The 15,120-nt window shown below is 60.9% G+C and carries 10 protein-coding genes; 3 read left to right on the forward strand and 7 right to left on the reverse strand.

What is annotated here, in order from left to right; genetic code table 11:
- Positions 1-101 precede the first annotated feature (101 nt).
- Entirely contained in the window at positions 102-3,551 is a 3,450-nt protein-coding gene (locus EWR20_RS12265; RefSeq protein WP_129360972.1) for a pyruvate carboxylase, read from the reverse strand.
- 276 nt (positions 3,552-3,827) lie between these two features.
- Between EWR20_RS12265 and EWR20_RS12270 the strand changes: the two genes are divergently transcribed.
- On the forward strand, positions 3,828-4,625 hold the full coding sequence (locus EWR20_RS12270; protein ID WP_129360973.1) for a ParA family protein: 798 nt from the start codon (positions 3,828-3,830) through the stop codon (positions 4,623-4,625).
- 211 nt (positions 4,626-4,836) lie between these two features.
- Here the strand turns inward: EWR20_RS12270 and EWR20_RS12275 are convergent, their stop codons facing one another.
- The 5 genes from EWR20_RS12275 to EWR20_RS12295 form a co-directional block, all read right to left on the reverse strand.
- Positions 4,837-5,418 carry a MerR family transcriptional regulator gene (locus EWR20_RS12275; protein ID WP_129361037.1) on the reverse strand — a complete coding sequence of 194 codons (582 nt, stop codon included), beginning with the start codon at positions 5,416-5,418 and terminating at the stop codon, positions 4,837-4,839.
- 261 nt (positions 5,419-5,679) lie between these two features.
- Entirely contained in the window at positions 5,680-6,426 is a 747-nt protein-coding gene (gene ftsR / locus EWR20_RS12280; protein WP_129360974.1) for a transcriptional regulator FtsR, read from the reverse strand.
- Positions 6,427-6,438: 12 nt separating this feature from the next.
- A complete protein-coding gene (locus EWR20_RS12285; RefSeq protein WP_129360975.1) occupies positions 6,439-6,891 on the reverse strand; it encodes an FHA domain-containing protein in 453 nt (150 codons plus the stop codon).
- A gap of 248 nt (positions 6,892-7,139) precedes the next feature.
- Positions 7,140-7,526: a glycine cleavage system protein GcvH gene (gene gcvH, locus EWR20_RS12290; RefSeq protein ID WP_129360976.1), complete on the reverse strand. Its 387-nt coding sequence runs from the start codon at positions 7,524-7,526 to the stop codon at positions 7,140-7,142.
- A 99-nt stretch (positions 7,527-7,625) separates the two neighbouring features.
- Entirely contained in the window at positions 7,626-11,072 is a 3,447-nt protein-coding gene (locus EWR20_RS12295; protein ID WP_238147756.1) for a bifunctional proline dehydrogenase/L-glutamate gamma-semialdehyde dehydrogenase, read from the reverse strand.
- A gap of 207 nt (positions 11,073-11,279) precedes the next feature.
- Between EWR20_RS12295 and EWR20_RS12300 the strand changes: the two genes are divergently transcribed.
- Positions 11,280-12,173 (forward strand): LysR substrate-binding domain-containing protein, encoded by an 894-nt coding sequence (locus EWR20_RS12300; protein ID WP_129360978.1) that lies wholly within the window; start codon positions 11,280-11,282, stop codon positions 12,171-12,173.
- A 4-nt stretch (positions 12,174-12,177) separates the two neighbouring features.
- Here EWR20_RS12300 and EWR20_RS12305 read toward each other — a convergent pair whose 3' ends face one another.
- A complete protein-coding gene (locus EWR20_RS12305; RefSeq protein WP_129360979.1) occupies positions 12,178-13,158 on the reverse strand; it encodes a sugar-binding transcriptional regulator in 981 nt (326 codons plus the stop codon).
- A 139-nt stretch (positions 13,159-13,297) separates the two neighbouring features.
- On the opposite strand from EWR20_RS12305, the gene EWR20_RS12310 reads away from it, so the two are divergent.
- Positions 13,298-15,049: a glycerol-3-phosphate dehydrogenase/oxidase gene (locus EWR20_RS12310; protein WP_129360980.1), complete on the forward strand. Its 1,752-nt coding sequence runs from the start codon at positions 13,298-13,300 to the stop codon at positions 15,047-15,049.
- Positions 15,050-15,120: the final 71 nt, after the last annotated feature.

Genomic DNA, 15,120 nt, shown 5'->3' on the forward strand with positions numbered 1-15,120 from the left:
CCTCTCAATCCTGCCAACGCCGTGGGCCCCGGCTTCATTCCCAATGAAACCGGGGCCCGCATGAGTGTACGCCTCGCTCTCTGAGGCGAGACCTACTGGTCCTACTTCGTCTCCACCGCGATCACGAGATCTCCGCCGGCGACCTGACGGATGTCGTTGAACATCACCCGGGACACCTTGCCGGAAATCGGGGAGGTGATCGACGCTTCCATCTTCATGGCTTCGATGGTTGCGATCTGATCGCCTTCCTTGACCTCGTCGCCTTCGGAAACCGAGATCGTCACGGCCCCTGCGAAGGGTGCCGCCACGTGTCCTGGATTCGACGTGTCTGCTTTCTCGGCCGCCTTGAAGTCGGACTCAACCGATTCGTCCCGCACCTCAATCGAGCGTTGCTGTCCGTTGAGCGTGCACATGACTGAACGGAAGCCCTTCTCGTTGGGTTCGGAGATCGCCTGCAAGGTTGCGAGCAGGCGAACGCCTTTGCCTAGCGAGATGACGTGCTCGCGCCCCTCCACCATTCCGTACAGGTAATCGCGAGTATGCAGTACCGAGATATCGCCGAATTCCTCGACGGCTTCCTCGAAATCCTTGGTCGGGCCGGGGAACAGCAGACGGTTCAAGGTCGCTCGGCGTGTTTGCGAATCACCGCGGAGCGCCTCCTTGTCCTCCTTGGACAACTCGGTGATTTCAGGCTCGGCTTTGCGCCCTTCGAGCGCTTTGGACCTGAAGGGTTCGGGCCATCCCGCGGGCGGGGTCCCCAGCTCGCCATTGAGGAAGCTGATGACCGACGCCGGAATATCGAACTTTGCCGGGTTCTCCTCGAACTGAGCAGGATCGACCTTCATGCCGACGAGCTGAAGGGCCAAGTCGCCAACGACCTTGGAAGAGGGTGTCACCTTGACGATGTTGCCGAGCATCCGGTTCGCCTGGGTGTACATGTCCTCGATCTCTTCGAAGTGTTCTTCGAGGCCCAAGGCAATAGCTTGCTGACGCAGGTTGGTCAGCTGGCCGCCGGGGATTTCGTGTTGGTACACGCGACCGGTAGGGGCCGTGAGTCCCTTCTCGAACGGCGCATAGATCGAGCGGACGGATTCCCAGTACGGTTCCAACGAGGACATGGCATCGAGGGAGATCCCCGTGTCGCGCTCGGTATTCGCCATGGCCGCGACCAGCGCCGAGGCCGAGGGCTGGCTCGTGGTCCCGGCCATGGCCGCGCAAGCCACGTCGACGGCGTCGACCCCAGCTTCCGAAGCCGCGAGCAAGGTAGCCAGCTGACCACCGGCGGTATCGTGCGTGTGCAGATGGACCGGGATGTCGTGGAACTTCTCCCTCAACGCCGTAACCAGTCGGCGAGCCGCCTCAGGACGCAGCAGCCCAGCCATGTCCTTGATCGCAAGAATGTGCGCCCCCGCATCCACAATCTGCTGGGCCAGATCGAGGTAGTAATCCAGCGTGTAGATCTTCTCGTCCGGGTCCAGCAGATTGCCGGTGTAGCACATGGCGACCTCGGCTACAGCGGTCCCCGTCTCGCGAACTGCCTTGATGGCAGGTTCCATCTGCGAAACGTCGTTGAGCGCATCGAAGATCCTGAAGATATCGACGCCCGTCGCCGCGGCTTCCTGTACAAAGGCATCGGTCACGTCCGTGGGGTACGGCGTGTAACCGACGGTGTTGCGACCGCGCAGAAGCATTTGGATCGGGATATTCGGCATTGCTTCGCGGAGAAGACGAAGGCGCTCCCACGGATCCTCGCCGAGGAAGCGAAGGGCGACGTCGTACGTTGCGCCTCCCCAGGCCTCCATGGAGAACAACTCGGGCGTCACGTGAGCGACGGCGGGAGCCGCGGCCAACATGTCACGCGTGCGAATACGCGTGGCCAGCAGCGACTGATGTGCGTCCCGGAAAGTCGTGTCTGTCACGGCTAGCGGTTTGTACTCGCGCAGGGCCTTGGCGAATCCTTCGGGCCCCACCTCGAGGAGCTTCTGGCGCCAACCGTTCGGAGGAACGTGGTCGGATCCGTCGAAAGGACTGCGGAATGGTTCCTCGACCTTGTCCCCAGGGAAGCGGGGAAGTTTAGTACGAGGATCAATGCCTTCGATGCGCGGACCATGGGGCTGATTGACCGTGACGTTGGCCAAGTAGGTCAGAGCGCGGGTCCCGCGGTCCGATGAATGCTTCTTGGTCAGGAGCTCGGGATGCTCGTCGATGAACGGGGTCGAGACATCGCCCGCTTGGAATACCGGGTCCTCGAGTACGGCCGCTACGAAGGGGATGTTGGTGGCCACGCCGCGGATACGGAATTCAGCGAGCGCACGTTGTGCGCGCTGGACAGCGGTTTGGAAATCCTTGCCTCGACAGGTGACCTTGCAGAGCATCGAGTCGAAGTGGGGCGAGATTTCGGCCCCCGCGTAGACCGTGCCGCCGTCCAGGCGCACCCCGGCGCCACCGGCGGACCGGTACGCATTGATCTTGCCGACATCCGGCCGGAATCCATTGGTCGGATCCTCGGTGGTAATGCGGCATTGCAGGGCTGCGCCGCGAATGCGAAGCGTGTCCTGACTGATTCCGAGATCCTCGAGGGTCTCCCCTGCGGCGATCCGCATCTGGGACTGGACGAGGTCGATATCCGTGATTTCCTCGGTCACGGTGTGCTCGACCTGGATACGCGGATTCATCTCAATGAATACGTGCTGACCGGCCCGTTCGCCCACGGTATCCACGAGGAATTCCACGGTTCCCGCATTGGCGTAGCCAAGTTCCTTCGCGAACTTGACGGCATCTCGGTACAGCGCCTGGCGGATCTCCTCGTCCAGATGGGGCGCCGGCGCGATCTCGACGACTTTTTGATGGCGACGCTGCAGCGAACAATCGCGTTCGAAGAGGTGGACCGTATTCCCGTCACCGTCTGCCAGGATCTGGACCTCGATGTGGCGGGGCCGGAGTACCGCTTGCTCGAGGAATACCGTTGGATCCCCGAAGGCGGTTTCTGCCTCGCGCATTGCTGCCGATAGCGCATCCGGGAGTTCTTCCCGCGAATTCACTCGACGCATACCGCGACCGCCGCCTCCGGCTACGGCCTTGACGAATATTGGGAAGCCGATTTCTTCGGCTTCCTGGATGAGCTTTTCCTTGTCCGCGGAGGGCTCGGTCGAGTCCAGGACGGGAATCCCTGCGCGGCGGGCCGCTTTGAGCGCCTCGACCTTGTTCCCTGCCAGATCCAGGACGTCAGCCGGGGGCCCGATGAAGGTAATGCCTTCTCGTTCGGCCGCTTTGGCCAATTCAGGGTTTTCCGAGAGGAAACCGTATCCCGGGTAGATGGCGTCGACGCCGGCTTCCTTGGCTACGCGGATGATTTCCTCGACATCGAGGTAGGCCCGTACGGGATGCCCTTCTTCACCGATCGGGTAGGCCTCGTCGGCCTGCTGACGATGTATGGAGTGACGGTCTTCGTAGGGAAACACGCCAACCGTCTTGGCCCCGAGCTCATATGCGGCTCGGTATGCGCGGATCGCGATCTCGCCACGGTTGGCGACCAGGATCTTAGAGAACATTGATAACCGTTTCCGTCCGCCTTGAAGGGGTGATTCTGCAAGGATCGGACTTGTCTCGACGATCAGAGCTGTTCAGCTCATGGGTATGTCGTATCTTACGGGCATAAGTGATTCCTCTAACCTAATGGAACGACGCGCCAGCCATAAACTCTGTGACGTCTGAACGTGTCACGAGGATCCGCCGCATACGGGCAACGGTCTGCCGCGTCAGTAATTGCTCCCCGGTGCCGATATGATGGTGAGGCATTTCGTACTCAAAGTCATCGCGAGGTTTGTGTGACGCAGGTTGTCAGTATCAGCTCCCTCAAAGGCGGGGTTGGAAAGACCTCCGTTACCTTGGGCTTGGCCTCTGCCGCGGCCACCCGGGGTCTCAGCACGTTGGTCGTGGACCTGGACCCTCATGGAGACGCCAGTACAGGTTTGGCCGTCTCCACGCACACTTCCGACGGGGCCGACGCTGCCACGGTATTACGCTCCCCCAGGAAGAAATCCGTCGAATCGAGCTGCGTACCCGCCGGATGGCAATCGGACCGCTCATCGGCCGGGAATCCTCGGCTTGATGTGGTCGTCGGTTCTTCCGGCTCGGTAGCATTCGATCATCTGCCTCCGACCCGAAAGAACCTGAGTCGACTGCGGAACGCGCTCTCTCACACCAATCGCTACGATTTGGTGCTGATCGACTGCCCGCCAACACTCAACACCTTGACCATGATTGCCTGGGCCGCGTCCCAGAAGGTTCTGGCCGTGGCAGAACCGAGCCTGTTCTCCGTGGCCGGCACCGAGCGGACTATGCGCGCTATCGCGCGATTCGAGTCGGAGAGCGAGTTCAAAGTTCAGGCGGCGAGCGTGGTGGTGAATAAGGCGCAACGCGATTCCGCAGAACATCAGTACCGCGTCGAAGAGATGCAGGGCATGTTTGGCAAACTCATGGTCGCACCGACCATCGCGGACAGCACCGTGTGGCAGCAAGTTCAAGGGTCCGCATCGCCCATTCACGCATGGACGGCGAATGAGGAAGCCGCGGCGATGGCCGAAGCCTTCGACACGATCCTCGAAGGACTCGTCACAAGCTAGTCGGACTGGCTGAGCCTACAGAAGCAGTCACAAGGCAAGGCGGGCTCAGAAGACGAATACATTCCGGTAGGTGACGAAAATTCCGCTCCTCACGCTGAAGGGAAGAGGAAGCGAGGTCCTCATCTCGAAGTCCGCTGGGGAGAAAGCCTGACGGCTCGGAGCTCCTCGGGTGAGGATCTATTAGGCCGGTTGGGCCGCTCTGCGAGGAGTTCTAGCCCGCAACGTTATTGCGCGCCGCGCGCCGCGCGGACAGCTCGTCCCCAGGAAAATCCTCTTCGGATTCCTCGAGCGGTCCCCGCATATCCTCCCCAGGCATGGTTGAGAGGTTGTTCTCGAGTTCGCGCCAGACCCTTCCCACGGCGATCCCGAAGACCCCCTGGCCTGCCTGTACGAGATCGATCACTTCGTCGGGTGAGGTGCACTCGTAGACGCTCGCACCGTCCGACATCAGCGTGATCTGAGCCAGGTCTTCCACACCGCGGGTACGCAAGTGCTCGACGGACGACCGGATCTGTTGGAGAGATACACCGGTGTCTAGAAGACGTTTGACAATCTTCAGTACCAGGACATCTCGAAAGGAGTAAAGGCGCTGGGTGCCCGACCCCTTGGCCCCCCGGACCGTCGGTTCAACGAGTTTGGTCCGAGCCCAATAATCCAGCTGACGGTACGTGATACCCGCGGCTTTGCAGGCTACGGGGCCTCGGTATCCGATATTCTCATCGAGGGCCACGAGGTCGTCATCGAAAAGCATCCCCTGTCGGCCAGTAGGGGGCGCCGGAACGATCCCTTCCATACCAGGAAGCAACTGCTCGTCGAATTCCGGAGGCTCCGCCGCACGAGGACCCTCAGAGCGCGCGCCTTTGAGACGATCCCGCTGCGGGTCGTTGTGCGATCCATGCTGGCCCACGCGGGTCCTCCTTAAAACCAGTGAGGTCATCGTCCGAATTAGACGTTAGAGGGACAGACCGGACGAATCAAAGACATTCGTCCGTGTCTTGCTGGCTCCCTCGTTCAGTGACACGTCCCGCGCGTTTCCGTGCGAGTGTGCCCTAGTCTACCAAGACTTCTCCACTTGGTCGGCGACCAGCGTGGCGTGAAGATTGGTGCACAGGGCTGAGATTTCACGCGCAGTTTCCGAAGCTTTCTCCCGTGATCGCTCGTCACGACGGCTGGCCATCGGCGCAATAGTCTGCGCGACCAAGGCGACCTCACGATCCGCGGCTGCCCGGAACGGGCGCAAATGCCTGGGCTGGAGCCCATGGGCGGTGAGCTGGGAACACAGGGCCGTGACCCGTGCGGCGTACTCATCGAAGGTCCCGTCAGGCCCTTCTTCGATCAACCCGTAATTGATCAATTCCCGCAGCATCGGCAAGTCCACCGACGTGTGGCGTGACAGCTCCCGGATGGTGTACCGGCGATGCTTCTCCGGCCGGGGCGGAGTATCCGCGACACCGGGCTCCCCAGCTGCGGATGCCTCGCCGTCCCGGGGAAAACCTTGGCGTTCGAGCTCATCGACTTTTTCCTTGATGACTTTCAAGGGAAGATACTGGTCGCGTTGCAGGGTCAGCACGTAACGCAAGCGTTCGATGTCTTCGCTCGAGTACTTGCGGTACCCCGTATTGGTCCGTTGGGGAAACACGAGACCACGATCTTCAAGGAACCGGATTTTGGACGCGCTGAGCCCGGGAAACGAGCCCTCAAGATGGCTGAGCACCTGACCAATAGTCTTGTCCTTGGCCTGCCTCGCGGAGTTTTCTTCGGAAGGCTCCTCAGTAGCTTGCTGTTCGGGTGTCGTCGACATTTCGACGCCGCCCTACTGAGCGTCGCTCGCGTAGTAGATGAAGGCGAATTTTCCGATACGCACCTCATCGCCGTTCTTGAGAGTCACATGATCCACACGGTCCCCGTTGACGTAAGTCCCGTTGAGGGAGCCGACATCGGTGAGGTCGAAACGACCCGCGTTGAACTGAAACAGGGCGTGTCTGCGCGAAACCGTGACGTCGTCCAGGAATATGTCGGCTTCGGGATGCCTGCCTGCGACGATTCCGTCGTCAGCTCCGCCGGACTGGGCCATTCCTGCGTCGAGAAGGAACCGTGCGCTGTGCTGCGGTCCCTCTTGGGCAATCAGGAGCGCAGATTCCGAAGGCAGCGCTTTGATAGCGGCGATCTCTTCCTTGGCAAGCGGACGCTTGTGGCCAGCACTCGCGCTCGTTGAGGTGACGCCGAAGACGGTTGTGTCAGGGCTCGGTTCACGATGATCGGTCATATCTTTCCCCTTTTGTCATGGGCGCGTTCAAGCGCCAATCGAGGCTCGCCCAGAAGAGGCTGAGGGGGCCTCGTTCTGTGAACCTCAAGATTCTTGCGCGGTAGTGCTTCGTGCGAGGCCGCCTCACAACCGCGCACAGGAACCAAGCTTGGACCTGGACCTGAGACTTAAAGTCTAGCCGGCGGACCTGTGAAGGTCGGCCAGCTAGACCTAAAATTAATCCTTAAATCGCTGAGAGCTCAGCTGGTTCAGGCGATTTCGCCTTCATAGGCTGCCGCATCCAGGAGACCCTTGAGCGACTCGGGATCGGATGGGCGGATCCTGACGAGCCAGCCGGCGTCATACGGATCGGAATTCAAACTTTCGGGCTGGTCAGCGAGCGCCTCATTGACGTCAACGATCTCACCTGAAATCGGCATGTAGAGGTCAGAGACGGACTTGGTGGACTCCACTTCTCCAAAGGACTCGCCGGCTTCGAAGGTTGAGCCGTTTTCCGGAAGGTCGACATAGACGACATCGCCCAGAGAATCCTGTGCGTGATCGGTGATGCCTACGGTGACGACACCCTCGGAATCGGCGGCCGAGACCCATTCGTGCTCGGAAGTGTAAGAAAGCTCGGCGGGAATATTGCTCATGAGGCGCCTCTCGACAAGTGATGGAATGCAGTGATGATGCCGGTGCCGAATCGAATCGGCACCGGCATCAATATTACACGGGACACTTAATATCGGGTGCTAGATCACACCGTCGGAGAAGTGGTTGGGGTTGCCAAAGCGGTGGGCCGTGATGGACACTGCTTGCTCGCGGACGAACGGAAGCATCTCGATCCGACCGGCTTCGGTGACCTGGCCGTGATAGACGGCCACGTCCGGGCGGCCATTGAGCGCCTCGAAAACCGATTCGGGATCAGATCCGACGTACCGAATGCGGCAGCCCTCGAATCGCGTTCCGTCGAGATCGGCGGGCTTGATGTCCCGGATCCCGCGCAGAGCAGTGCGCCACGCGTCGTCGGTTTCCACGGTTATGTTGACGCCCGCCGAATCCAGTGCGCCACGAACGTAAACCGGCAGCTGACGAGAGACCGACAACTCGATCGGTGCTTCTGTGGCCAGTCCCGCAGCAACGACACGCAAGGTCTCGGCGAGCGAGGCGTCGTCGTCGGCGCGCACGTGCACCTTTTGCGGAACATAACGAAGAATGTTCCGCTCAATGCCGAGCTGTGACGGGTCGTGCCGGACCCCGAATTCGGTGCCCCATGCCTCCGCGTCGGCCGATGCGGCGCGGGAGAGGAACTCGATTTGCTCGCGCGTCAGGGCGTGGGGTTCCCGTGCACGGTTGAGCAGTTGCTTCACATTGTCATTGGACGGAGAAGCGATTGCCGTCGCCGGTTTGGTCGTCCACTCCCCCAAGGCGACCAGGTAATTCGGTCCGCCCGCCTTAGTTCCCGAGCCAACAGTCGATTTCTTCCACCCGCCGAATGGCTGACGTCGAACGATCGCACCGGTGATCCCGCGATTGACGTACAGGTTGCCGGCCTCGACACGGTCGAGCCAGACCGCCAGTTCGTCCGAATTGAGCGAGTGGAGACCCGCAGTCAGCCCGTACTCGGGAGCGTTCTGCAACTCGATGGCTTCTTCGAGCGTCTTGGCCGTCATGACACCCAGGATCGGGCCGAAGTACTCGGTCATGTGATATTCGCTGCCGGGCTTGACCCCGGCACGGACACCGGGAGACCACAGCTTGCCGGATTCGTCCAGTTGTTTGGGCTCAATGATCCACTGCTCGCCCTCGCCCAAAGTGGTCAGCCCGCGGAGCAGTTTGCCCTCCGGTGCCTTGATGACGGGCCCCATCTCGGAACGAATATCCGTGGGGTATGCAATGTGCAGCGACTTCACGGCGTCGACGAGCTGATTACGGAAACGCTTGGAGCTGGCGGCAGAGCCAACAAGTATCACGGTCGAGCAGGCCGAACACTTCTGTCCCGCGTGGCCGAAGGCCGACGCGACGACGTCTTTGGCAGCCAGGTCCAAGTCCGCGTTCGGTGTGACGATGATCGAGTTCTTTCCTGAGGTCTCGCCGAGAAGCGGGAGATCCTTGCGGAATGAACGGAACAGTTCCGCCGTCTCGTATCCGCCGGTAAGGATCAAACGATCGATATCGGGATGGGAAACCAGCGTGCGCCCCAGATCGCGTTCGGACAACTGCACGAGTTGCAGGACGTCCTTCGGCACCCCCGCTTCCCACAGAGCGTCCGCGATGACGGCACCGCACCTCTTCGACTCGCCGGCCGGTTTGAAGAGCACTGAGGAACCGGACGCGAGCGCGGCCAGGGTCGAGCCGGTCGGAATCGCCACGGGGAAGTTCCACGGAGGGGTCACGACCGTGACCTTGGACGGGTGGTACTGCGCACCATCGACGTTCTCGAGAGCCTCGGCGAGCCCCGCATAGTAGTTGGCGAAGTCGATGGCTTCAGAAACCTCGGGGTCTCCCTGGTCAAGCAATTTGCCCGCCTCGGATGCCATGACCTCGAGCAACTCTGCCCGTTTGGCACCGAGTACACGACCGGCCTTTCGCAAGATTTCTGCGCGCTCATGAGCGGGACGAGCGCCCCATTCCTCACCCGCCTTTTTGGCGCGGGCGATGGCTTCCTCGACCTGTGATTCGCTCGTGAGGACGGAATCCTGAATGAGCTTCTTGCCGAGATCCGAGGTTCTGGCGCGTTCCAGGATCTGGTTGCCCCAGGCCCGGTTGTGCGCGAGCGATGTATCCGTATCCGGGGTGTTGTCGAAGGATTCTCCCGGCGAGAACACGTTGTCCACGTTCTCCTCCGCACGGTTCTGCTGACGGTTCGGCGGAGGAACCTCGCTCGTGACTTTCTCAAGGGAGCGCTCGAAGCGGGCCTTTTCTCGGTCGAACAGGAACTGACTGTCGTTCAGATCGAAGATAGCCGACATGAAGTTCTCACTCGAGGCGTTCTCCTCGAGGCGACGGACCAGATATGAGATGGCGACGTCGAATTCCTCGGGCCGAACGACTGGGGTGTAAAGGAGCAACTGGCCAACGTCACGGCGGACGACCTCGGCTTGCTGGGCGGCCATGCCAATCAGCATCTCGTATTCGACATCGTCGAGGACTCCACGGTGTTGAGCCAACAGCCAGGAGAATGCGATGTCGAACAGATTGTGACCGGCCACGCCCACGCGAATGTTCTTGGTGTGCTCCGGTCGGAGAGCGTAATCGAGAACGCGCTTGTAGTTGGTGTCGGTGGCTTCCTTGGAATCCCACGTTGTCAGCGGCCACTTGTGGACTACGGCTTCGACCATTTCGAGGGACAGGTTGGCTCCCTTGACCAAACGAACCTTGATCCGTGCCCCACCGTTGTCAACGCGTTTTGTGGCCCACTTTTGCAAGCGCTCCATGGCTTCGAGAGTGTCCGGCAGATAGGCCTGAAGGACGATCCCTGCCTCGAGATTCTTGAGCTGGGGCTGATCGAGGATCCGGGTGAAGACCTCCATCGTCATGTCGAGGTCCTTGTACTCCTCCATGTCCATATTGATGAACTTCGGGGTGCCGGATTGAGCAGCGTATTCGTAGAGCGGAGTCAGGCGTTCGACGGCGCGCTCGACCACAGCATCGAAAGACCAGGGAGAGTGGGGGCCGGAAACCGCAGAGACCTTGATCGAGACGTAATCGACGTCGTCCCGACGCAGCAGTCGCTCGGTTTCGCGCAGACGGCGTTCGGCTTCCTCGTTGCCGAGGACTGCTTCGCCCAACAGGTTGATGTTGAGCTTATTTCCGCCGGCCGTTAAGTGCTTGATGGCCGGTCCGAGCTTCTCGTCCCGGGCATCCACGATCAGGTGTCCGACCATGTCCCGCATGGCCTTCCTGGCCAGAGGGATCGTGGGCCAAGAAACCTTGGGGGCGACAACACCGCCCGCTTTCACGGCCGCGCGCAGATGGGGCGGGAGGAATTTGGGAACAATGGGGGCCAGGCGGCCGAGGTTGCGTCCGGCCGCTGCGTCGTCCTCTGGACGTATGACCTCGTCAACGAAGCCAACAGTGAATTCGAGTCCGTGTGGATCTTTGAGAACTCCGGCAAGCTGAGCTGCTGCCTTGTCCTCGGGAACGTCGCGGGAAGCGTTCAGCCACCCTTTGACGATTTTTCCGGCCTCTTGGGCCATCTTCTGGTACTCGACGGAAGCGAATGGGTTCGATGACAAGAATGCCTCCTCTAAGCGAAATCGTGCCGAAGGATTCTTCGGCATCGTGCGTCGTCTTTGACGTGTGCGCATAGCGCGCTTGTTCACCAGTATGTACCATGAATTAGGTAAGAAAAAGTTACGGGAATTTACGATTATCCGTAAGTTCTACTCACGAAATGGGGTCTCATGCTGGACGTCAAAAAACTCCGCGTCCTCCAGGAACTTTCGACTCGGGGAACTCTTGCGGAAACTGCTGACGTCCTGGGCTATACGCCTTCTGCCGTGTCTCAACAGTTGACTGCCTTAGAGCGCGAATGCGGCCACCATCTGCTTCAGAAACAAGGGCGCACGGTAAACCTCACGCCCAAGGCGCGGATCCTCGTCGAACATACGGAGAAGATCCTTCACGAGCTCGAACTCGCGCAAACGGCCCTGGAGTCCACCGACCAGACGCCCGCAGGGACCGTTCGGCTGGCCATTTTCCAGACCGCCGCCATGGCCCTGCTCACCGATACGCTCGAAGCCCTCTCCGGGCGCTACCCCGATCTAAGGGTCGAGGCCTTGCAACGCGAGCCGGAAGCGGCGTTGGAACACACGCACATGAGAGACGTCGATCTCGTGGTCGCGGAACAGTATCCCCACCATGCCGTGCGAGAGTTCCCTGAGCTGGACTCTCGCCCCCTCAACGAGGATCCGGTCATGCTCGCGGTCGCACCGGAATCCGACGTCTATTCGATCGCCGATGCCGCTCGGTCCCCGTGGGTCATGGAATCGAAGTCGAATGCGAGCAGAAGCTGGGCCGAGCACGTGTGCCGCACCGCAGGCTTCGAACCTCACGTCCGATTCGAATTCGACGACGTTCGAGCTCACATCGACCTCGTGGAATGCGGACTGGCGGTGGCGCTCCTTCCTGGCTTCGCCTGGGCCGGCTCGACGCCGCGCGTCAGACTCATCGAATTGCCCAATCTGCCTCACAGACATGTCTTCACGTCTGCTCGTCGAGACATGGCCCGTCGCCCCGCGATCGAGGCGGTTCGTCGCGCCCTGGAAGAGTCCGCCGCGAAGGTCAAGCTCCTATAGAGGTTCAGGGCCGCAATTCGCCGGGACGCCGTCCAGCGAGCTTGTCCAAGAGTATTTTGGCGGTCAAGGAATCGACCACGAGATCCGTTACCGCACGAGCGCGCAACGCCCCCAACAACGCGCCTGCCCGGTGAGGCCCAGAGACCACGCACAGGCGCCTTTCGATACGCGACAGCTCGAACGGCGTCGGCCCCGATGCCCTACGGTTCATTTCGATGTCCTGCCACGTACCGTCCTCCCGCAGAAGAACGGTGCAGATGTCCCCCACAACTTTCTCCGCGGACAGCAGGGCAAAGTCCTCGTCATCGAAATACCCCGAGCTGTAAACGTGTGACGGCACGGGACCGTCAAGTGCTCCCACACCGAAGACCGCGACGTCCGTCTGCGATTGAAGGTGCAAAACACTGCGGATGCTCCGCTCTCGCCACAATGCTTGTTTCGTGTCGGCGTAGTCGAAGAACGCTGGAACAGGAAAATGCACAATTTGCGAGCCGAAGGCCTCCGCGACTGAATTGAGGATCGCCCCCGTGTACGGAATCCCCGAACGCCGCGCGTTGCCCGCCCCATTGAGCTGGACCACCACGGAATCAGGCACCTTTCGCGGGGTCAGATGACGGGAGATTTCTGTGACGGTTGAACCCCACGCCATGCCGAGAACGGTTCCGGGTTCCATCATCGCGTCGAGAGCTGATGCGGCCACACGCGAGACTTGTTCCATCTGGCTAATCGGCGAGGAACTGCCTCTGATCGGGACCACTTGTGCGTTGATGCCAAAGATTTTCTCCAGACGGCCGCCCAGCTCATCCCGTTCGCTGGGAACATCCGCCAGAGTGATGCGAACCAGTCCGGATTCCCGCGCATATTTCAGGAGGCGGGAGACAGTCGCTCTCGAGACCTCGAACTCGCTGGCCACGGCATCCATCGTCTGATCCTGGAGGTAATACATGGTTGCGGCTTTGTGAGCCAAGTCATCACGTTTGTTCATACCCTCATCTCATATCTGCACGTTCGTGCATCAGTGATGATCATTCTTTCACGATTGTGTAGAAATGAAATTAACACGTCATAGGTGCCACCGCGCCTCGGGCGTCATCGGAAATATCCGCCAGTATCTAGGAGGCTCCATGAAAAACGCCGCAACTCATCTGACCGCGGCTTCCCGCCAGAATGCACTGGACGGCATGTCGGACGCCGAAGGCGTAGACGTCCTCGTCATCGGAGGCGGGGTAACTGGAGCCGGAATCGCACTGGACGCCGCAACCCGTGGTCTGCGCACCGCCGTCGTCGACGCCGGCGACTGGGCATCAGGAACGTCCGCATGGTCATCAAAGCTCGTCCACGGCGGCCTTCGCTACCTGTTGAACCTTGATTTCAAGCTGGTTGCCGAGGCTCTCAAGGAGCGCGGCTTGCTCCTGACCAGCTTGGCCCCGCACCTCGTCAAGGCACAACCGTTCTTGTGGCCGCTCAAGATGCCGGTCATCGAGCGCAGCTACTCCGCGATCGGGATCGGCATGTACGACGCCATGGCCATTGCTGGGGCTCGGGGCCACAAGACCGTCCCGACGCAGAAGCATTACTCGAAGAAGGGCGCCAAGCAGATCTTCCCGGACATCAAGGACTCCGAGCTCTCCGGCGCGATCCGCTTTTACGATGCTCGTGTCGACGATGCCCGCTTGGTCATCGATCTCATCCGAACCGCAGCCGGTTATGGGGCACTCGCCGCCAGCCGCACGCAGGTCACAGAGGTGATCAAGTCGGAAACCGGCCGCGTGGTCGGTGCCAAGATCACGGACCTGGAGACCCAAAAGGTACACGAGGTCAAGGCGAAGCACGTCATCAACGCAACCGGCGTTTGGACCGAGGAAACCGAGGCCTTGACCGGTGAGGACCGTGGTCTGCAGGTGCTCGCGTCCAAGGGCGTTCATATCGTCGTGCCGAGGGAGCGCATCAACGCCGAATCCGGCATCTTCCTCCGTACGGAGAAGTCTGTCCTGTTCATCATTCCGTGGCAGCGCTACTGGGTCATCGGTACGACCGACACCCCTTACGATCAGGACGTCGCACGCCCGGTCGCCACTGCGGATGACATTGACTACATTCTCGATCATGCCAACGCGATCCTCGAGAAGCCGTTGACCAGGGACGACATCATCTCTACCTACGCCGGGCTCCGCCCGCTTCTCCAACCCGGCGTCAAGGGCGAGAGCTCGACGCAGTCCACCAAGGTTTCGCGCGAGCACACCGTGGCCGAGGTGGCTCCGGGCATGTCCGCCATCGCCGGGGGCAAGTTGACCACCTATCGGGTCATGGCCAAAGATGCCGTCGACTTCGCCCTGGGATCCGTCGCAGGTGCACGTCCCTCCGTAACGGAAGACATTCCGCTGGTCGGCGCCCAGGGCTACCGAGCTGCTCTGGCACGCGCCAACGACATCGCGGAAGAAAACGGCTGGACGGCCGCCCGAGTGGACAGCCTTCTGGACCGCTACGGATCGGAAATCGATGACTTGCTCGACCTCATCAGCGAGAACCCGGAACTCGGTCAGCCCCTGGCCAAGGCTCCGATGTTCTTGCGCGCGGAGGTCCTGCTGGCCGTCCGGTACGAAGGAGCGCTCCACCTCGAGGACGTTCTGATGCGCCGTGTCCGTTTGGACCTCGAGCAGAAGGACCGCGGTCTTTCCGCTGCACCGGAGATCATCGACGTGATGTCCGCCGAACTCGGCTGGGGCCAGGAAGATCGCCAACGCGAGTTGGACAGCTATGCCCAGCGGGTTCATAACATCGCCCGCGCGGAAGAGGAACGCGACGACGCCGGCGCTGCCGACGTCATCACATCCGACCCCGAGATCATGCCCCGCAAGGTTTTGGGTTCGCGCTAGTCATCCATATCTGGCCGGGCGGAAAGCGCCCTTCAGGCCGACCGCCCGGCCCTAGTTTTCATCCATCAATC

This window comes from Rothia uropygioeca (assembly GCF_004136585.1).
Classification (GTDB): domain Bacteria; phylum Actinomycetota; class Actinomycetes; order Actinomycetales; family Micrococcaceae; genus Rothia.